The organism is Paenibacillus hodogayensis (assembly GCF_039536325.1).
GTDB classification, from domain to species: domain Bacteria; phylum Bacillota; class Bacilli; order Paenibacillales; family NBRC-103111; genus Paenibacillus_AB; species Paenibacillus_AB hodogayensis.
Genome location: NZ_BAAAYO010000010.1, coordinates 197,692 through 218,251, shown reverse-complemented (window position 1 = coordinate 218,251; position 20,560 = coordinate 197,692). Strand labels below are relative to the sequence as shown.

General features: G+C 59.4%; 15 protein-coding genes. 11 read left to right on the top strand and 4 right to left on the bottom strand.

Annotation, left to right across the window (positions count from 1 at the left end; translation table 11 throughout):
• The first annotated feature begins 171 nt into the window (after positions 1 to 171).
• Entirely contained in the window at positions 172 to 1,233 is a 1,062-nt protein-coding gene (locus tag ABD796_RS20140; RefSeq protein ID WP_344911000.1) for an LLM class flavin-dependent oxidoreductase, read from the top strand.
• A 433-nt stretch (positions 1,234 to 1,666) separates the two neighbouring features.
• Here the strand turns inward: ABD796_RS20140 and ABD796_RS20135 are convergent, their stop codons facing one another.
• Complete coding sequence (locus ABD796_RS20135; RefSeq protein ID WP_344910998.1) at positions 1,667 to 2,206, bottom strand: hypothetical protein; 540 nt, start codon at positions 2,204 to 2,206, stop codon at positions 1,667 to 1,669.
• A 199-nt stretch (positions 2,207 to 2,405) separates the two neighbouring features.
• On the opposite strand from ABD796_RS20135, the gene ABD796_RS20130 reads away from it, so the two are divergent.
• The 4 genes from ABD796_RS20130 to ABD796_RS20115 are packed head-to-tail and all read left to right on the top strand — an operon-like array spanning position 2,406 to position 10,377.
• A complete protein-coding gene (locus ABD796_RS20130) occupies positions 2,406 to 3,485 on the top strand; it encodes a Wadjet anti-phage system protein JetD domain-containing protein (protein WP_344910996.1) in 1,080 nt (359 codons plus the stop codon).
• Positions 3,458 to 5,140 (top strand): replicative DNA helicase, encoded by a 1,683-nt coding sequence (locus ABD796_RS20125; RefSeq protein WP_344910994.1) that lies wholly within the window; start codon positions 3,458 to 3,460, stop codon positions 5,138 to 5,140. The genes ABD796_RS20130 and ABD796_RS20125 overlap by 28 nt, the downstream gene beginning before the upstream one ends.
• Positions 5,127 to 5,900: a DUF6063 family protein gene (locus ABD796_RS20120; protein ID WP_344910992.1), complete on the top strand. Its 774-nt coding sequence runs from the start codon at positions 5,127 to 5,129 to the stop codon at positions 5,898 to 5,900. Before ABD796_RS20125 ends, ABD796_RS20120 begins: the two co-directional genes overlap by 14 nt.
• Positions 5,884 to 10,377 (top strand): chromosome segregation ATPase, encoded by a 4,494-nt coding sequence (locus ABD796_RS20115; protein ID WP_344910990.1) that lies wholly within the window; start codon positions 5,884 to 5,886, stop codon positions 10,375 to 10,377. The genes ABD796_RS20120 and ABD796_RS20115 overlap by 17 nt, the downstream gene beginning before the upstream one ends.
• Positions 10,378 to 10,726: 349 nt before the next feature.
• Here ABD796_RS20115 and ABD796_RS20110 read toward each other — a convergent pair whose 3' ends face one another.
• The gene (locus ABD796_RS20110) at positions 10,727 to 11,515 is read right to left on the bottom strand and encodes a helix-turn-helix domain-containing protein (protein WP_344910988.1); all 789 of its coding nucleotides are present in this window, start codon (positions 11,513 to 11,515) and stop codon (positions 10,727 to 10,729) included.
• A 128-nt stretch (positions 11,516 to 11,643) separates the two neighbouring features.
• On the opposite strand from ABD796_RS20110, the gene ABD796_RS20105 reads away from it, so the two are divergent.
• Positions 11,644 to 12,411: a phytanoyl-CoA dioxygenase family protein gene (locus tag ABD796_RS20105; protein WP_344910986.1), complete on the top strand. Its 768-nt coding sequence runs from the start codon at positions 11,644 to 11,646 to the stop codon at positions 12,409 to 12,411.
• Between the two features lie 179 nt (positions 12,412 to 12,590).
• Here ABD796_RS20105 and ABD796_RS20100 read toward each other — a convergent pair whose 3' ends face one another.
• Positions 12,591 to 13,517, bottom strand: a complete 927-nt coding sequence (locus ABD796_RS20100; protein WP_344910984.1) for a TPM domain-containing protein — start codon at positions 13,515 to 13,517, stop codon at positions 12,591 to 12,593.
• Positions 13,514 to 14,095: a LemA family protein gene (locus ABD796_RS20095; protein WP_344910982.1), complete on the bottom strand. Its 582-nt coding sequence runs from the start codon at positions 14,093 to 14,095 to the stop codon at positions 13,514 to 13,516. Before ABD796_RS20095 ends, ABD796_RS20100 begins: the two co-directional genes overlap by 4 nt.
• Positions 14,096 to 14,456: 361 nt before the next feature.
• Between ABD796_RS20095 and ABD796_RS20090 the strand changes: the two genes are divergently transcribed.
• From ABD796_RS20090 to ABD796_RS20070, 5 genes are all read left to right on the top strand, one after another.
• A complete protein-coding gene (locus ABD796_RS20090; RefSeq protein WP_344910979.1) occupies positions 14,457 to 15,782 on the top strand; it encodes an MFS transporter in 1,326 nt (441 codons plus the stop codon).
• 127 nt (positions 15,783 to 15,909) lie between these two features.
• Positions 15,910 to 17,238 carry an LLM class flavin-dependent oxidoreductase gene (locus ABD796_RS20085; RefSeq protein WP_344910977.1) on the top strand — a complete coding sequence of 443 codons (1,329 nt, stop codon included), beginning with the start codon at positions 15,910 to 15,912 and terminating at the stop codon, positions 17,236 to 17,238.
• Between the two features lie 85 nt (positions 17,239 to 17,323).
• On the top strand, positions 17,324 to 17,806 hold the full coding sequence (locus ABD796_RS20080; protein ID WP_344910975.1) for a DinB family protein: 483 nt from the start codon (positions 17,324 to 17,326) through the stop codon (positions 17,804 to 17,806).
• A 150-nt stretch (positions 17,807 to 17,956) separates the two neighbouring features.
• Positions 17,957 to 19,606: an ABC transporter substrate-binding protein gene (locus ABD796_RS20075; RefSeq protein WP_344910973.1), complete on the top strand. Its 1,650-nt coding sequence runs from the start codon at positions 17,957 to 17,959 to the stop codon at positions 19,604 to 19,606.
• A gap of 13 nt (positions 19,607 to 19,619) precedes the next feature.
• Positions 19,620 to 20,549: an ABC transporter permease gene (locus tag ABD796_RS20070; protein WP_344910972.1), complete on the top strand. Its 930-nt coding sequence runs from the start codon at positions 19,620 to 19,622 to the stop codon at positions 20,547 to 20,549.
• Positions 20,550 to 20,560 lie beyond the last annotated feature (11 nt).

Sequence of the window (20,560 nt, the reverse complement as noted above, 5' to 3'; positions counted from 1 at the left end):
TGGACGGTTCGACTTGAAAAAAACGCTGAGCAGGTTCAAACTATAGAAGTTGAGCTTGAGAGGTAACGAGCGTGACGCCGTTCCGTTCAACGGATATAGAGCATGCATGGTTTATCGGGAGCGGGCATGCCGGCTGCCGGACATATCCCATTAAGGGTAGGAGGAGTTGCCATGGAGATCGGCATCAGCACGTTTGTAGAGACGTCGCCGGATGTGCGGACAGGCGAGGTGATGAGTCATGCGCAGCGCCTGCGCGAGGTCGTTGAGGAAATCATACTGGCCGACCAAGTAGGGCTGGACGTATATGGCGTGGGGGAGCATCATCGCGAGGATTATGCGGCATCGTCTCCCGCCGTCGTTCTGGCGGCCGCCGCCCCGCAGACGAAGCGGATCAGGCTGACGAGCGCCGTGACGGTGCTATCCTCGGCCGATCCGGTACGGGTGTTTCAGGATTTTGCGACTTTGGACGGCATCTCGAACGGAAGAGCGGAGATTATGGCCGGGCGGGGTTCGTTTATCGAATCGTTCCCGCTGTTCGGCTACGATCTGAATGACTACGACGAGCTGTTCGAGGAAAATCTCGAGCTGCTGCTGCGCATACGCGAATCCGAGAAGGTGACGTGGAGAGGCGGTCACCGGCCGGCCATTCGTGATTTGGGTGTCTACCCCCGGCCCGTGCAAAATCCGTTGCCGGTATGGATCGGCAGCGGAGGCAACTCGGAGTCGGTCATCCGCGCGGGAGCGCTCGGACTGCCGCTCGTTCTGGCGATTATCGGCGGTCGTCCGGAGCAGTTCGCGCCGCTGGTGCAGTTGTACAAAAAAGCCGCGGCCCGCGCGGGACACGACCCTTCTCGTTTGCCGGTCGCATCGCATTCGCACGGCTTTATCGGGGAGGACGGTCAGGCCGCCGCCGACAAGTTTTTCCCGTCCACCCAGGACCGCATGAATGCGATCGGACGCGAACGGGGCTGGGGGCACTATAGCCGGGCGACCTACGATGCGGCGAGAAGCCTGGAGGGGGCGCTGTATGTAGGCGATCCGCAGACGGTTGCTGCGAAAATCGTCCATCTGCGCCAAAAGGTGGGCATTACCCGCTTCATGCTTCACGTTCCGCTCGGCACGATGCCGCACGAGGACGTGATGAAGGCGATCGAACTGCTGGGCACCGAGGTGGCGCCGCGGGTGCGAGAAGAGGTCGCGCGCTGGGAAGCCGACGGCGGGGAAACTACGTAAGCGCGCATTGAAGCATCCGCGATTCCGTACCGCTGCCGATCCGCAGTGAGCGGATGCCGAAGAGTGTAAGTAGGGACAGCGGGTATTCTTATGCTCGTAAAAGCAGGAAACAAAACAAAGACGCTCCCCGAACCGCCCTGAGGCGGTAAGAGGAGCGTTTTCTACGTATGTCCGCGCCAATCGCAGTCAGGACCGGCGATGGGCACAGGAGCTTGCGCCTGCGCCGCCCTCGGCGGTGTGTGTTTCTGTGGTACGCTCCTTGTCGCTTGCGCTTTTATCGTGTATACGCTTGCTCGTTGGTCGCGCGCTGTACTGCTTGCAGGCGCAATCAGCGGCGCCGAGTACGCAAGCTCAACAATGACCTGAAGGCAGCCGACCGTTTCGGTTCGCAGGCTTTACTTCCGGTCGCGCGGGCTGATGCCGTCGTCTAGGCCTACTGCGCTTGGGCCAGCAGGAAACGAACCGCTCCCGATATCGCAAAGCCGAACAGAACCGTACCTGCCCCGATGCCGGTGATAGCGCTGTTGGCTACCTGCCATTTTTTGGCCGCGATGGGGGATAGAACGGAAACCCCGATAAGCAAAATCGCCAGCGCATACAGGCTCGTGTCCTGGAACACGGATTTCAGCCAGAAAAAATGAACGCCGACAATAAAGGCAATCCACGGAGCTATGTAGTCCTTGCGTTTGAAGCGAATGAATAGGAAAGCGCCGACCGCCGCCAGAAGAACCTCGGCGAATACGAACGTGAGATAGGCCCGAAAGGCGCCTGCCTCCGCCAGAGCGGTGCGCTCGTGCCAATGCGTCACGCTCCAATAAATGCCGGCCAAGCCGACCAGAAAGGGAGCCGCAGATGCGATTCCGAGCCATTTGCGCCAGCTGGCTCGCGGATTTTCCTGTGCCCAGCCAAACCAGCTGAACCCAAAAATGCCGAAAATGGCCGCATACATCGCATAATCCCTCACGTAATCCATCGATAATCCCTCCTGTTCCTCCGCAAACGGTATTCTTCTTTCTATACTACCATGTTTGCAATCGCTTTACCCGGGCACTCGCGCCTGTCCCGCCTTCGTCAAGCGGGCCGAAAAGGCGTAAAAGCGCGGCGGGATAACATAAAGCCGACAAGATTTGCTATAATGAAGGTACGAATTTAGACAGGAGTCGACAAATCCGATGGACAACGAAAGGGCCCGCATCAGCGGAATCCGGGAGAAGCTGCTTAGCTGGCTGCAAACGTACGGCAAGGCTACGCTGCAGTTGGAGCAGCTGATTGCGTTGTTCGAGCACGACAGCGTACAGTACCGCGAGTTTGCCGAGGCGGTTGCGGCGCTGGAGACGGAAGGACTGCTCGTTCCCGTCGGAGCGGCGGGACGCAACGGCAAGCGGCCTTCGCTCGCCAACCGGTACCGGGTCGGAACGGGCAAGCTGAACCGGGATTACCGCCATCGCCTGCAGCAGCTAAGGCTGGCGCTGCATCCGGATATCGGCCTCGATGCGTATTTCGGCTTGGGCGAAGCGATCCTCGAGGCGGACTTGCCTTGGCTCGAACGCATTGACCGCCGTCTCCGGACGGAAGGACTGCCGCGAGAGCCGGCCAACGCCCCGGAGCGGAGCTTCGAGCTGGCCGGGGACGAGAAGTGGCTGACGGAAGGCGGAGGCCGGGCGGTGCTGGAGCGGATCGGTCTGTGGGACAAGCTGCTTGTTCAGCCTGCTTATGAGCCGCTTATGCTCGCCGTCAATACGGCGCTGTTGGCGTCCGCTCCGTCCGACGGGGCGTGCCTGCATCTGATCGTGGAAAACAAAACGACCTTTCATGCCCTGCTGCCCGTGCTCGGCGAAACGTCCTTTCATACGCTGATTTACGGCTGCGGCAACAAAATAGTCGGCAATATCGGGCTTTTCCCCCAGCAAGTGCCGCTGCCGGGACGAACCTCCGTTTTTTATTATTTCGGCGACATCGACCATAGCGGCATCGGAATTTGGCAGGAGGTCGCCGCCCGGTGCGGGGCGATTCCGGCGCTGCCTTTCTATGAGGCTTGCCTGTCCCGGCCGTGGCCGAGCGGCAAGACGAATCAGCCGCGCCGGGACGGCGCGGTGGAAGAATTCGCAGGTTACTTCCCGCCGGAGCAGCGGGATCGGCTGCATGCCTGCCTGCGCGCCGGCGGCTATTATCCGCAGGAGACGTTAACGACTCAAGAGCTTAGATCTATTTGGAGGAACGGATTATGGAAAGCTTGGAAGCCTTTGACCTGAAGCACGTGCTGGCCGGGTTTCAGGGACGGATGGCGAAGATCGCCTTGTTCGATCCGCTGTTCGAGCTGCAGCGCAAAAAACAGACGGACAGCGACGGCGCGGACGTGGACATGATGGAGATGGGCCTGCTGACGCTGCTGTTTTTCTTCGAACAGAAGTTGATGCGCAATACGAGAGCCGGGGTGAAGCAGCTGGCGCGCTTTCTGCTGCAGACAACGGAAGGCCGGCTGCGGCTCGGACCGGACGCCGCGGAGGAGTTGGCCCGCAGCGTCGTGCAGACGTTCCGGCCGGCCTCCGGCAAAAAGCGTTCGTTTTCGTTCTACAATTGGGAAACGGGGCGGGACGATACGGTGTTCACGTCTTTGCTGAAAGCCAGTTCGTTCGACGCGAAGACGAACACGCAATATTATGCGCTGGACGAGGACGGGCTGGAGCTTGTTTTTGCCACCAAGGAGTTCTATATGGAGTTCCAGCTGTCCATCCACCAGCTGCTGCTGCGCAAACAGCTGGAGAAGGGCGAGTTTCAGGGCGCGCTGAGGCAAATCAACGAGATGCGGGTCGATGTCGAGTCTTTGCAGGAGCGCATGCTCAAGCTGGAGCACGAGATCAAGCGCAGCATCGTCAGCGAGGAGACGCTGAAGCGGTACGGTTCGCTGCTCGACGATATTTACGTGCGGCTGCACAGGGAGAACGAAGAGTTCGAGGAGCTGCGGCAGTTCGTCAAGGAAACGCGGGAACGGCTGCTGGCCGACTCGCTCAAGCCGACGCCGCATAATGCCTATGAATATATTTTGCGCATCGCGGGCGAGTTGGAGAAGGTGCACGGCGAGCATACGGGCTTGCTGCAGCGCAGCATGGAGCTGAAAAATCAGGCGCTGCACGCAGCCAAGGAGTCGCTGTATTACACCGGTATGGCTTCGTTTAATTTCGAACAGGATATTGCCGGCTTGCTGATCGGCTCGCCTCTGCCGCTGGAAGCGTTAAAAGGCGTCGTGGCGCCTTTCCTCGGTCTGGGAAGAAACCGCGGCTGGTCTCCGCTCACCGTGTTCGCGGAGCAGAACATTTCCCGCGACGGCGAGGGAGAGGAGCCTGAGGAGGCGTTTCCCGACGTAGCGGGGAAGGAGCCGACGGACGGCTTCGTGCGCAAGCGCGGCAGGCTGTTCCGGCGGCTGATGGGCGATTTGCTGGAACGGCTGGAGCGGACGGGATCCGTAGAGCTGAAGGACATGATCGACGGTTACGCGGACGCTGCTGCCATGGCTCCCGAAGGCGATAACGGGCCGTACATGCAGATGGCTCTGCTGGACGAGGAGACAATCGGCGAGGCGGACAGAAGCTCCGCGGACGAAAGCCCCGATCGGGGAAGCTTGCCGGACGAAGCGGTAGAGGCGCCCAGGGACGCGCCGCCGCGGCGGCTGCTGGACAGCCGGGCTTTCTATGACTTCTGGCTCATCCTGCATCAGCGCAGTCCAGTCGGTGCCGCCGCGGAGCAGCGGGAAGATAACGGGCCTTCGGGCATGGAGGAAGCGCTCCGTCTGCTGGGGGAACGCAGTCTGGTCGTGGAGGAGCGGCCCGGCGTCATTCGGGCAAGCGGCCGGTTCCATATACAGAATATGACCGTCACATGGGGAGGAACGGACAATGGCATACGATAACGAGGTCGTCATGCGGGCGTTTCGGCTGTATGCGGAGCTGTCGCTGGACGGCTTCGTGGACAAGGAGCGGCTACAGGAATATATGGCGGACGACGAGGTAAGGGGACTGGTCGACCAGTTTGCGCGCGAGGTCGATTGCGTGACGTTGTCCGCGGGCAGCCAGCTTTATATGATTCCGCTGGTGCGGCTGTCCCCGTTCCATGTGACGAACGACTATTTGAAAAAAACGTATTTGCGCGCGCAGGCCGTCAACGCCGATCTGTATTTGCTTTATTTGACCGTTATCGTCTTCGTCGGGGCGTTCTACGACAGCTACCAAAGCATGGAGCCGACGCGCAACTTCATCCCGATGGACGAATGGACCGTACTCGTGCACGAGCGGATCGACACGTTGAAGGAGCATGACCCCGAAGAGCTGAAGGCGTACGAGCGCGAGTTTTCGTACAACTGGACGGCGATTGTGGAGAAATGGGATTCGATGGACGATATCAAGGAAACGGCGAAGCGGCAGACAGGCAACACGATCAGCAGGCTCAGCTTCATGGATACGGCCCGGCGCTTCCTGCTCGACACGCAGCTGGCCGAGGAGGTGGGCGCGGGCGAACTGACGCTGACCGAGAAAGCCAGCATCGTCGTGCAGCGCTACTATATGGAGTTGGAATACAATCGCGGCATTTTGCAGTTTTTATACCGGTTTGCCGACGAGAAGAAAGCAGTCCGCGAGCAAAAGGAGGAAGTGGAGCATGCCGTCGATCAGTAAAATCCGCTTTACTCATGTGCTCTACGAGGGCGGCAACAAGCGCTACAATGACGAAACGTTCTGGTTCGACGGGCATAACGGCGCCATCCTGCTGGAGAACGGCGGCGGTAAGACGGTATTCATCCAGACCGCGATTCAGGCGGTGCTGCCGCATACGGATTTGGCCGGGCGGAAGCTGAAGGATACGCTGCTGCTGGAAAACGGTCCGGCGCATATTGCGGTGGAATGGATTCTGAACGACAAGCCGCGCCGCCGCTATGCGGTAACGTGCGTCACCCTGTTCCAGAGCGGCCATGGCATCGATTCGTACCGGTACGCCTACGAGTACGGCGAACGCGACGATCACGGCCTGGACCACATTCCGTTCGTCAAGCCGTTTATGGGCAAAGCCCGGCCGGCGGACAAAGGCGAAATTCAGGAATATTACGCCTCCATGGCCAACCGTTTTCCGCTGACGGCTCGCCTGTTTTCCACGATCAAGGAATACAAGGCCCATCTCGAGGAGCAGTATCAGATCATTCCTTCGGAATGGGAGGCGATCGTGAAAATCAACGATACGGAAGGCGGTATCGAGAAGTTTTTCGACGATTGCAAAACGACGTCGCAGCTGCTCGACCGGCTGCTCCTGCCGACGGTGGAACAGGCGATGGAGGGCTACGAGGAAGGCTCGTTCGCCAAGCTGTTCGAGACGCATCGCGAAGGGTTCCGAAAATACAAGGAGCTGAAGGAGCAGATCGGCGAAAACCGGGCCATCCTTCAGGAGATGGACAAGGTGGTCCGGCTTTACGAGAAGCTGAGCGAGGCCGAGGAGCGGTATAATGACGCGCGCCGCGAAGCGAAGGCGCTGTGGAGGCTGTCGGCGGATGCCCGGCGGGCGGAGGAGAACGAGCGGGGTCTGGCCGAAGAACGGCTCAAGGATTGGGATCGGCGCAACAGCCGGCACGGCTGGAAGCGCAAATCGTTGGATATCGCCAAGCAGAAGCAAGTCAAGACAGTGCGCGAGAAGAAGCTGCAAGATATACAGGGGGACAAGGACAAGGCGGACGCTCAGTTGAAACGCGCGGAACGCCACTATTACTCGCTCCAGTTTGCCGAATACCGCGAAAAGCTGGAGGCCGCGGTCGGCCGCATGAACGTGCTGACGCAAAGTCTGGAGCGGCTGGACCGCTCCGACGACGAGCGCCAGCTGCAGGACCGGTGGGAGCTGAACGGCGGCCAGCTGCGCAGCGTGTTCGAGCGTCAGGAGCGGGCCGACGCGAAGCGGCAGACGGAGCTTGCCGCGGAGCTGAGCCGGACGGAGGAGCAGCTGAAAGTCGCGGAAGCCGAGCTGCAGACGCTGCTGGACGAGCAGCGCGACTGGTCGAAGCTGCTGCATACGAAGGAGACAGAAAAGCGGACGAAGCAGGACCGCCAGCTCAAGATCGCCCGCTCGATATTGGCTAATCCGCTGCTGGAGAAGGTGGAGGAGCAGTTTCACGCTTGGGCCAAGGAGCAGCAGCAGTTGGAGGACCGCCGGGTGGAATGGAAGCAGCGGCTGAAGCGGCTGGACGAGGAACGGGAAAGCGCGCAGCGGCGGCGTCTGCATGCGGAGTCGGAGCGCAGCCAGGCGGAGAAGGACGCGGCGCAACTCGAGGAGCGCGAGCGCCAGCTGGTTCGCGAGCAGCAGGAGATGAAGCGCGAGCTGGCGCGGCTTCGGCCGGCGTGGGACCGCCTCGGCTCGCTGTACGAGAAGCAAGCGTCGCTCGCCGAGCAGTTGGCCGAAGGCGCGGAGCTGAGGCAGCAGCAGAAGCAGCGGCTGCTCGATCAGGAGCGTCTCGCCTACCGTTTTGTCGACGACCATGGCGCCCAGCCGGTGTTTTACGCCGATCCGACGGTGGAGCGGATGGCCCGTCAATGGGAGCGGCAGTTTGCGCTGCTGCAGCTCGGAACGGAGTATGTTTCGGCGCTCGGGAGCGAAGCCGCCGAGCGGGTCCGGGCGGATAAGCTGTGGGCGGTCACGCTGGTGACGACCGGTCAGGAGAAACCGGCGCTGCAGCGAAAGCTGCGGGCGGCGGGCAAAGATTTCGCTTTCCCGATCCGCGTGCTGACGACGCTGGAGGCGGCCGAAGCCGTTGCCGGGATTAGCGATGGGGCTGGCGGCGCAGATGCGGATTCTCCATACGAAGCAGATGCCATGACCGGCGGGTCCGATGACCATGCATGGGTCGTACCGGAGCATTGGAGCGGCAACGAATCGCCTGCGGCGTTCGAGTTGTGGAAAACCGAGCTGCGGGAAAAGGCCGAGGCGGTCAAGTCCGACCGTGTCGGCAAAGAAAGCGAGCTCGCGGAATGGCAAACGGCGGAACGCCGGCTGGGCGCTTTTTTTCGCGATTATCCGCTGTCGGCGGCCCAAGCGCTGGAAGCGGGACTCAAGGAGAAGCGCGAACAGGTGTTGGCGCTGATCGACGAGCAGAAGAAGCTGGAGCGCGAGCTTCAGGCGAACCGCGAGGAAACGGACAAGCTGGGAGGCTCGCTGGTCGAGGCGGGCGAACGGATCGTCCAGCTCGGCATATGGCTGCGCGACGCGCAGGAGCATATCGAGCTCGGGCGGGAGATCGGCAAGCTCGAGCAGGAGCTGGCGCCGGTGCGCGAGCAGCTGGACAGTCTTGCGCAGCGTCAGCAGCGCCGGCAGGAGCATGGGAAGCTGCTCGCGGCGGAAGCGCAGGACATCCGCCAGCAGCTGCAGGATGTGCGCATTGCTGTGCAGGTGCTGAAGCAGGACGAGTTGTATAAGGACGTGCAGTCGTTTTCGTTCGTCGAGCCCGTAGCGCCGGCAGCCGAGCTGAAGGAGGAGCGGAAGGCGCTGGAGCTGGAACGTCACCGGATCGGCAAGGAGCGCTCCGCTCTGGAGACGGAATGGCGCAGCGAGCAGCAGCGGGCCGAAGATTGCCGGGGAGCGATGGACCGGCTCCGGCTGGAACGGCCGGACACGGAGGAGGACGCCCCGCTGCCGGCCGATCCGGAGGAGCGCAAGCGCGAATGGTGGGCGCGCATCGTGCAGCTGCGCGAGGAGACGAACGGCATCGCGGAGCTGCTGGTGCGCGAGGATACGGCGCTCAAGGAAATTGACGGCATGCTGCTTCTGCTTGACAGACAGTTCCAGGAGCAGTATTCCGGCGAAGCCCAAGCTTTGTTCGAAGGACCGCTTGCGGAAGCGGAGGCCGGGTTGGATGCCGAGGAAGCGCAGTTGCGCCGCGAGCGGCAGGAGCTGCTCCAGCGCAAGGAGCAGTTGGAACGCCAGCTTCGCGAGCTGGATGCAGTGCTGCAAACGTGGACGAAATATACGCTGACTTACCAGCTTGAGGATCCCCGCGTCGAAGCGGCGGCGTTGTCAGCCGAAGCGCAAAGCGATTTTGCCTACAAGCGGGCCGCACGGACGGAGGAAAGCCTGTCTGCGCTGCGGGGAAGGCACGAACGGGTCGAGCAGGAGCGCAAGGCGGTAGCGCAGGGCAAGCAGCGGCTGAAGGAATTTTGCCTCCAGCACGTTCAGGATATGAAGCTTCGGCAGCTGTTCGTCCAAGGCGTGGAGGCGAAGGAGAGCTATGCGGAGATCGCCGAGTTTCAGCAGACGATGGAGCATCGCATCCAACGGGCGATCCATATTTCGGAGCAGACGATCCAAACGCACGATCAGGACCTTCAGCATTATATCCAGCATATCCATACGCATTTGAAGCAGGTGATCCAGGAGCTGAAGGAGCTGCCGAAGAAAACGCGCGTCCGCACGGAGGACGGCTGGAAGGACATGTACGCCTTCACCGTTCCCGAATGGGACGAGCAGACGGGCAAGGAGCGAATCCGGCAGCATATCGAATGGATTCTGAAGCGGCTGGAGCACGACAAATACGCGGACGAGCCGGGAGAAGGCGGAGACCGGCAGGCGGCGGTGCGCAAAGACTTGGACAAATGGCTCGATTCGCGCCAGCTCATGCAGGTCGTCATGCAGAACGAAACGATCGGCATCACTTGCCGCAAAGTGTCCAACGACCATCAGGTGACGAAGGCGTCCTATTCGTGGGAGCAGTCGAACCGCTGGTCGGGCGGAGAGAAGTGGAGCAAAAACATGACGCTGTTCCTCGGTCTGCTCAATTACGTGGCCGAGCGCAAGCAGTTTATTCAGGGTTCGATGAAGCGCCATCGCACCGTCATTCTCGATAATCCGTTCGGCAAGGCGTCGAGCGATCACGTACTGAGTCCGGTGTTCTTCATCGCCGAGCAGCTCGGCTTCCAAATGATCGCGCTGACGGCGCACGCGGAGGGCAAATTTCTCCAGGACTATTTCCCGATCGTCTACAGCTGCCGGCTGCGGCAGGCCGCCGATTCGTCGAAGCAGGTTATGGAAGCGACGCAGCGCGTGCAGCATGCGCATTTCCGCGACAACGCCCCGGATACGCTGGAGCGCCTCGGGGCGCGGGTCGATCAGCTCGAGCTGTTTTAGACGTCGGCGCCTGCTTGGTTGTACAATCCGAATATGCGGGAGGATGAGCTGCTGATGAAGGAACTGGGCGATCGGTACCCCGAGGAAGGAGCCGCGATCAAAGAGCTGATGCCGGCTTGGAAGCGGCGGCGCTGAACATGCTGCGCAAAGAGATGGACATCCGGCTTGTGGCCGAGATTACCGGCATGAGCGAGGAGAAGATCGAAGCCTTGAAAAAGCGGCTGTAACTGTACTAGGAAGCCTTATCGTCAACGACGTCCTTTCTCAACGAAAGGAATCGTTAGCGGTAAGGCTTATTTGCCGTTCACCAGGACGTTGTCGGCTTGTCGGGCGTTGTCGGCGAATGGCCTTACACCCGGTGCGTGCTGCGGTACTGGGATGGGCTGAGGCGAATTTCCTTCGAGAAGACGCGGCTTAAATAAAAAGCGTTCTGGTAGCCGCAGCGCTCGGCGATCGTTTCCAGCGAGTCGTCCGTTTCGGTCAGCAGCAGCTTGGCTTTCTGCAGGCGAAGCTGCGTCAAATATTTCACCGGGGAGATCCCCATCTCCTTCTGAAACTTGCGGGTAAACTGCGATTGGCTTAACCCGGCACGGGACGCGGCAAGCTGCATGGACACATGGTCGAACGCGTGATCGCGGATGCACCGCAACGCTTCCCGGATCGCGGGGTCACGAGGCTGCCTTTCTTTATGCCGAACGGCCACTTCCCCGATATATTGATACAACAGGTCTGCGATGAGATGCTCCGTGTAGCGGGGGGATACAAGCCCCATTGATTCCCTGAGGGAGGCCAACGTCGACAACGAACGTACCGAATTTTGAAACGACAGCTTGCCCCGGTACGGAAAATCGACGGCCTCGCCTTTCTGGAACGCCCTCAGGCGAAATGTCGCGAAATGGAACGCTAGCGTTGTCAGCGCTCGGCGGTGCAGCGCCTCCCCTGGAGGGCATAACACGGCTTCCCCTGCCCGGACTTCGCCGGATTGCTCGGCGACTTGGAAGTGGAACTTTCCTTCCTCGCAGGCGAGCAGCGCCCATTCGGCGTATGTTTCCTGTGCGAAATTAAAGGAGCTCCGCTCCTTTGAGTAATAATGGGAGATGACCTCGATCTGGATCGTATCGATGGCTTCGGTGTGCATGCGGTCTCCTCCTTATTTACAAAAAAGTATATGTAAAATAATAAACCAATGCATGTTCTTTGTAAATGCAAAGGAGTACGATGATTTTGTAAAGCGACAAACAACAAAAAAGTGGAGGTAGATACAAGATGAGCACGATTTTATCGTACGAGCAATTGGAACAATATGGCCGGGACGGCTATCTGGTCCTGCGCGGGGTGTTCACCCGGGAAGAAGCGGCGCTTTGGAGGGCGGAATGCGAAAGACTTCTTAGCTTGAGCGATATCGTCGATCCGTTGAACATCCGCGTTGGCTTCCGCCAAGTTGGAGAAGAGAGCGCGGTTGAGAGATTTGACCCGCTGGTCGACATTTCCCCCGTATTTGCCGGGCTTGTCAAGGATGAGCGCATTTTAACCCCGCTGCGCGACATTTATCTGGACGAGCCGCTGCTGTTCAAAGACAAGCTGGTGTTCAAGCTGCCCGGCATGAGCGGATACACGATGCATCAGGACGGGGCTTGGTGGCAAGGCTTTCCCATCCAAGGGCTGATCTCGGTCATGGTGGCCATCGACGGAGCTTCCGGCGAAAACGGAGGTTTGGAATTGTTTCCGGGTTACCACGATCGGCTCCGCTCCGCGGCGGGCGAGCTGCGCAATATGAACGAGGCGGAAATCGCCGAAATCGATTTGGCCAAGGGCGAGCTTGTCGAAACCGAGCCGGGCGACATCATCCTGTTTCACTCGCTTGCGCCGCATCGCAGCGGCTCGAACACGGCGAACTATAGCCGCAAGCAGCTTTATTTGACATATTCGCCTTCACGGAACGGGCAATTGTACCAAGCGCATTACCAGCATTTCCATCGTTACGGAGCACGCGGAAAAAAGGAGGAGACCGTCCAGCAAAGCTATTTTCGCTAAAAAAAGTGTATGCTTTTTACCATCCTGACCCACGAGCGGTTTCGCACGCCTCGTTAACCGACGGATACAGTCCTTTGATTTTCCGGAAAAAACAAAAAGCCTTGCCGTAAACGGTCCTTTCTCTGGGGAAAGGGGAGCCGTTCACGATAAGGCTTTTTTAACCGGTAACCCATTAGCGGCTATCTGCTCGCGCCGCCGCCGCCGGAGCTGCCGCCCTTTCCTCCGATGCCGCCGCCCCGGCCACGAAACAGGAGGAGGATGAACAAGACGATGCGGGTAATGCGGCCCTTGAAAAACATAAAATCGCAGACGATCAGCATCACGCCGATGATAATGGCCAACGAGCGGAACGTGTCCAGTTCCAGCAGCTGCTCGAGCCAGTAGCGCCAATCGGCAAACAAGGGGGACGGCTCCGCACGGTCTTCGCTCGGCTCAACGTCGTCGCTATCGCCGCCGGAGACAACGATGGTAGCGTTATTGTTGACGTGAACGTCGACCTGGTAGGTGGTGCCGTTTCCACCATCTACGCTAATGCTGTAAGAGCTGCTGTACGCGCCGGATCCGGATGCCGACGGGTATGCGCTCCAGTCGAACGAGCCGTTCGTAAGCAGGGTATAGTACAAGGCTGAGTACGCGTTTTTTGCCGCGTCTTTCAGCTTGCCGCTCTCCATATACGGCACTGCGTACATGTCCAGCAGGCGTCCGGCTTTGGAATCCGTGATCACGTCTTCAAGACCGTATCCGACCTCGATCCGGATTTTCCGCTCTTCCGCCGCCAGGACGATCAGGATGCCGTTGTTTTTCTTTTTGTCGCCGAGCCCGTAAGTCCGAAACGCTTCGTTGGCAAATTCCGCCAGATCGCTTCCCTCGAGCGATTGGACGGTAAGCAGCGCCAGCTGCGTGCCGTTCGTCGCTTCCAGCGATTTGCCGGAGGCGACGAGCTGCGCCGCGTCCTTCTCGCTCAGCAGCCCGGCGTGGTCCTGCACGTAGATATCGCCGATTTGGCGCGGAACGCTTTTGGAAACAGCCATGGCGGGGAAGGAGAAGGAAGCGGCCGCTAGAAAGAAAAGGACAACGACCGGAACAAGCAGGCGGATCGTCTTCAAGGCTTCGCTCCTCCGAAATTGACGACAGGCGTTTCGCGTTCGCGTTCCGAAGCCTCGTAATACGGCTTAGGCTCCAGCCCAGATACCGAAGCGAGCACGTTGCCGGGGAACTGCCGGCGTTTGCTGTTGTATGCCGCGGCCGCTTCGTTATAGTCCCGGCGAGCTACGGCGAGACGGTTCTCGGTGCCTTCGAGCGAATCCATGAGTTGTTTAAACTGTTCGTTCGCCCGCAGCTCCGGGTATCCGCTGAAGGCGGTACGGAAGCTGCCCAGCGCTCCGGTCAGCAGCCAGTTGGACTGGATCAGATCGGCGGAGGTGGTCGCGCTGGCGACCCGGTTGCGCGCATTGGATACCGCCTCGATCGCTTCCTTTTCGTGGGCAGCATAGCCTTTTACCGTTTCCACCAGATTCGGAATCAAATCTGCGCGGCGCTTGAGCTGATTGTCCACCTGGGCCCATTTGGTGGCGGCGTTCTCTTCCGCCTGAATCAGCTGATTATGCGTCATGACGGTGTAGAGCACGACGGCGACGACGGCCGCCATGCCGAACAGAAGCATGGTGCTGATTTTAGTTTTCAAAACGTAGTGCCCCCTTATGATATCTATGAATTCACTGCGTCGTTTGCTGCAAAAAGTGACCGAAGAGTAGGTATTCCTGCCCATATATTGTATAAGACTGTCAATCGCGCGTCCATGCATTTTTTGCTCGCTTGTTAAGGGAAACAGTGCTTCCGGAAGACCGCCGGAAACGATAAAACAAATCGATTGACCGGGTAACACCTCGGTGGTATAGTGAGGAATAAACTCAAAGTATTTCTATCGGATATAATATAAAAAGAACGAATGGCTCGACCAGGCTGCTGGAGAGACACCCCTTTACAAGCTTTACAAGGGGTGTCTTCTTTTTTTTCGGCCGACGACACGCTCGGGGCCGCCGTCTTTGGCGGCACAGCGGTACGGAATCATTTTCGGTTACGAAGCGAAGGGAGGGCGGCACGGCGTGGAGCTTTATTGGAAGCGGAATTTGCGGATTTTATGGTTCGGGCTTTTTTTCAATCATATGGCCTATACGCTCTCGGTTCCGTTTTTCCCGCTGTTTTTGCAGCATGATCTCGGCATAACTCGAGGAGTGGAGGTTTGGGCGGGGGTGTCGATCTCCATCAGCTTCCTGATTGCCGGACTCTGCGCCCCGTTCTGGGGATCGCTCGCCGACAAGTACGGCAGCAAGCAGACGTTGATCCGTTCGGGTGTCGGCCTCGGAATAGCGCACCTGGCGAACTATTTCGTCTACGACCCGTATTCGTTTCTCGCCGTCCGTATTTTCCAAGGCTTGGTGGCGGGCTTCAATCCGGCCTCGGTCGCTCTGATCGGCACGAATACGCCGCAGAAGCATGTCGGCTATGCGCTCGGCGTCATCTCCACCTCGACGGCGGCAGGCAGCATTCTCGGTCCGCTGGCCGGAGGGGTGCTCAGCCACTGGATCGGTCTGCGGGAATGCTTTATCGCCTCCGGCGTCATGACCCTGCTCTCGGCTTTGATCGTCATCGGGGTGAAGGAGATTCACAAGCGAAGCGAGGGCCGGCGTCCCGGCGTCATCGACGACCTGAAACGGGCGGCGGGCAACCCTAGGCTGATGCGGGTATACGCCCTCATCCTGCTTGTATCGACATCGGTGTTCATCGTGGAGCCGCTGCTGACGATTTTCGTGGTCCAGCTCGGCGGCAGCGTCGACAATGCGGCGCTCAGCTCGGGCGTCGTGTTCTCGGCGGTCGGGGTCGCCACGGTCCTTATGGCTCCGCGTTGGGGGCGACTCGGCGCGCGGATCGGATACGAGAGGACGCTGTTCATCGGCTTGCTGGGCGGCGGGCTTGGCGGCATCGCGCAGCTGGCGGTGCAGCATATCGCCGCCTTCGGGATGCTGCGCTTCGGATACGGCTTGTTTTTCGCCGCGGTGTACCCGGCTCTTAACGCGCTCATTGTCCAGTACACGGAGGACGACTTCCGGGGGAGGGCGGTGAGCTTGAGTCAGAGCGCGAGTCAGTTCGGCATTGTCCTCGGACCGCTGCTCGGCGGTTTTCTCGGCGGCTGGATCGGCATTCCGTTCGTTTTTCTGTTGACGGGTTTGGCGCTGCTCGGAGCGGCCTGGGGCGTCCGGACGCTGCATCCGGGCAAGCAAGTCGTTTTGACATCGGACAGCGCCGCGCAGCCGCCGCCGGTGGAGCGGGCCGGACAGGACAATTCCTCACAGAGCGGCAGACACCTATAGAAGGAATCAATCGATCTATAGAACAATGCGATATACGCTTCGACCGTCTGTTGGTATACAGTAGAGTCAGGGATTAAATCCGATAAAACCTATATGTATATTTGGTTTAAAAAGGAGGCGGCAGCCCGTGCCATCACGTCAATTGAAGCTTGGAGCCAATTTGGCCGGAGTCGGCAACAGCATTTCATTCTGGAGACACCCTGACGTGCCGATCGACGCGAGCGTCAGTCTGGACTTTTACAAGAAACAGGCGCTCAAGGCGGAGGAAGGGAAATTCGATCTGCTCTTTATCGCCGACGGTCTGTACATTAACGAGAAATCCAATCCGCACTTTCTGAACCGGTTCGAGCCGCTTACTCTGCTGTCCGCCTTGACAGCCGTCACGACGAACATCGGGCTCGTTGCGACGTTGTCCACCTCTTACAGCGAGCCGTTCACGGTGGCCAGGCAGTTCGCTTCGATCGACAAGCTGAGCGGCGGGCGCGCCGGCTGGAACGTCGTCACCTCGCCGCTCGAGGGCTCCTCGCTAAACTTCGGCAAGGGCGAACATCCGAACCACGCCCTGCGCTACGAAATCGCCGAAGAGCATCTCGGCGTCGTCAAAGGGCTGTGGGATTCGTGGGAAGACGATGCCTTCGTCGGCGATAAAGCGAACGGGGTGTTTTTCGACCCGGGCAAGCTGCACACGCTCCATCATAAAGGAACGCACTTCTCCGTACAAGGTCCGCTCAACGTGGCCCGATCGAAGCAGGGCTATCCGGTTGTCTTTCAGGCCGGCTCGTCGGTGCCGGGCAAAGAGCTCGCGGCCAAATCGGCCGACGCAATCTATACGGCGCACGAGACGTTCGAGGAAGCCCAAGCGTTTTACCGGGACGTGAAGGCGCGGGCGGCGGCTTACGGAAGAAAGCCCGAGGATATATTGATTTTCCCGGGCATCGGCCCGATCGTCGGCAAGACCGAGGAAGAAGCCGAGCGGAAATACGAGGAAATCGCCGGTCTGGTTACGATCGAGCAGGCGCTGAACTATTTGGGGCGGTATTTCGAGCACTTCGACTTTTCCCGCTTCCCGCTGGACGAACCGTTTCCGGATATCGGCGATCTGGGCACCAACAGCTTCCGCAGCACGACCGACAAGATCAAGCAGGAAGCGAGGGAGCAAGGGCTTACGCTGCGTCAAACGGCGCTGCGGGCTTCTACGCCGCGCACCGCGTTTATCGGCACGCCGGAGCAGGTGGCCGACCGGATTCAGCACTGGTTCGAAGGGGGAGCCGCGGACGGCTTTAACATCCGCACGGTCGTGCCGGGCGGTTTGGCCGACTTCGTCGATCTGGTCGTGCCGATTTTGCAGCAGCGGGGATTGTTCCGTACGGAATACGAGAGCGCCACGCTGCGCGGGAATTTGGGGCTTGCCGTTCCGCGCAACCGGTATACGGCCGAACGGGAGCCCGCACGTTAATCGAGGAAAGTTGGAGCCGCCTGCACACGGCCGACGGCTGCGCGCGTCCGTCCATACTATGCAATCATTCGAGGGGGAGAGCGGTATGAGTCATCAAATCGATATTCAAGCTTTTTTGGAAACGCACAAGCAGCTCGTTCAAGCTGCGGAAGGACTGAGCAAGGAGCAATTGACGTGGAAGGCGTCGCCGCAGTCGTGGAGCGTAACCGAAGTGCTGGCCCATTTGGCCGACCACAGCATCGTCGTTTCTTTTCGCATCCGCGATATTTTGGCCGGGACGACCGAACGGCTTCCGGCTTTTCAACAGGACGCCTGGGTGAACGGGCAGAAGGCGAACGAGGCCGAGGCGGCGGATATTTTGGAGACGTTCGGGCAGCTGCTCCGGTATAACGGCCTGCTGCTGCAGCGGCTGGACGACGGCGACTGGGAGAAAAGCGGCGTGAACGCCAAAGGCGATCCGGTGCGAATCGCCGATATCGTCGCCGGCTTTACGAAACACGTGAGCCGGCATCTGGGCCAAATCGAGCGCATCCGGCAGGCTTACAGCGAAGCGCAGGCGGTCGTATAGAAACTTTCTATTCCGCGATAGAAGAACTCTTGAATCGGACCGATTGACGATAAGTAAGGGCAGTGATAAAGTAAGGAACAATAATTCATATATAACCAATAGGAATTATCAGGATTTATTTTTAAAAGATACAGGAGAGTGAAGATCCGTATGAAAAAGTCACGGTGGGTCAAGTTTATTGCAATCTTATCCGCATCGGTCCTGGCGCTGGCGGCGTGCGGAGAAGCCAAATCGGGCAACGGAGCGAATCCCGGCGCCGGGACGGGCGCGACGACGAAAACGCAAGCGGCTCCGGGGGGCGAGCTGTCGTTCGCGCTGGCGACGTCGCCGGATACGCTCGATCCTCATCGCAGCGGTCTGGCCGTAGCGGTTCGGGTTATCCGCACGATCTACGACAGCCTTGTCGTGCAGCTCCCGGACAATACGATCAAGCCGTGGCTGGCTACCGAGTGGACGATTTCCCCCGACGGCAAGAGCTACACGTTCAAGCTGCGCAAGGACGTGAAGTTCCATGACGGCACGCCGTTTAACGCCGAAGCGGTGAAATACAGCTACGATCGCATTCTCGATCCGGCGACCAAGGCCGCCAACGCCTCCGCGCTGCTGAAGCCGTACAAATCGTCGGAGATTATCGACGAATACACGATTAAGCTGAATCTGGAGACGCCGTCCGTCGCATTTCTGGGCAACCTGAGCCAGGCGCTGCTCGGCATCGTATCGCCGACGGCGGCGAAAAAGCACGGCGATCAATTCGGCAAAAACCCGGTCGGTACGGGCCCGTTCAAATACGTGAAATGGGACGACAACTCGGAGATCAAGGTCGAGCGCAACCCCGACTATGCCTGGGCCCCCGAACTGGTGGACAACAAAGGCAAATCGTACTTGGACGCCATCGTTTTCAAGATCGTCCCGGAAGAAGCGACGCGCATCGGCAGCGTGCAGAGCGGGCAAGTGACCGCCGCCGAAACGGTTCCGCCGCAAAATATCGTATCGCTCAAAAACGACGCCAAGCTGCAGTTGCTCCAGGTCAATACGGGCGGCGTGCCCTACACGCTGTTCTTCAACCAAAAGCGGCCGCCGTGGGATAACGTCAAGGCGCGCCAAGCGGTGCAGTATGCGGTGGACATCGATTCGATCGTCAAAAGCCTCTATCTGGGCACGTATCCGCGGGCATGGTCGCCATTATCGCCGACGACGTTCGGCTACGATCCGTCGCTGGAGAACGGCGTCAAGCCCGATCTCGACAAAGCGAACCGGCTGCTCGACGAGCTGGGCTGGGTCAAGGGAGCCGACGGCGTGCGCGAGAAGGACGGCAAGAAGCTGACCTTGCACTATGTCGACGGTTCGCCGAACCGCGAGAAACGCAACGATATCGCCGCTATCATCCAGCAGCAGCTGAAGAAGGTCGGCATCGTCGTCGAAGTGGAAATTACGAAAGACACCGCAACCGTCGTTTACACGAATCAGGCGTATGACCTGTACGGCAACAGTCAGGTGAACTCCGACCCGGTCGCGCTCAACGCCTTCTACCATACGCCGGCGCCGAATGTGCGTCCGACGCTGTCGAAGCTTTCCGACCCGGAGATCGACAAGCTGCTCGACCAAGGCGTCGTAGAGACGGATACGGCCAAGCGCAAAGAAATTTACAAGAAGGTTCAGCATTACATTATCGACAATGCGGTCATTTTGCCGATCTATGTATTTCCTTACACGGTAGCGGCCTCCAAAAATGTGACCGGTCTGAAGTTCGACCCGCTCGGCTACCCGTTGTTCAACGACGTTTCGTTCATTAAAAAGTAAGGAGGCGGCGAAGATGGCCAAGGCCGTTGCGATTCGATTGCTGAGCTCTCTCCTCGTCATAGCGGGCTCTTCCATTCTGGTGTTTTGCGTGCTGTACGTGCTTCCCGGCGACGTGGTGATGAACATCGTCGACCCGAGCGCGATGAGCCCGGAGGCGCTCGCCAATCTGCGGCATCAGCTTGGCGTCGACCGCCCCTTCTATGAACAGTTTCTGAGCTATTTTCAAAACGTGCTGCGCGGCGACTTCGGACATTCGCTCGTCAATTCCGAGCCGGTACTGCCGAAGATCATTGCCCACTTCCCGGCTACGCTGGCGCTGACGACGGCGGCTTCCGTCGTCGCCGTCGCCGTCGGCGTGCTGCTGGGCGTGCTGTCCGCCATCCATCGCAACAAGGCGATCGATATCGTGGCGAGAATCATCGGGCTGTTCGGCATCTCGATGCCGACGTTCTGGTCGGGCATTCTGCTCATTCTGATCTTCTCCGTTTCCTTGGGCTGGCTGCCCGCGATGGGCTCGGATGGGCTGGCGACGCTGGTCCTTCCGGCGCTGACGCTAGGCCTGCTCGGAGCCGGCTTCATCGTCCGCATGGTGCGCAATTCCATGCTTGAAGTGCTCGGCGAGCCGTTCATGACGACGCTGCGCGCCAAAGGCTTGCTGGAGAGAGCGGTCATGTACCGCCATGCCTTGCGCAATGCGTTGATTCCGGCGGTGACGATGATGGGCATTCTGATTGGGGAAATGCTGGCCGGGGCGGTCGTCATCGAAACGGTATTTTCGCGGCAGGGCATCGGACGCATTATTTCCGACGCGATTATGACCAAAGACTTGCCGGTCGTGCAGGGCGTCGTCTTGTTCACGGCCATCGTGTATGTCGTCGTCAACGTGCTGGTGGACGTTTCGTATTCGTATATCGATCCGCGGGTCAGGCGCCTGCAAAGCTAGGAGGAGGAAGC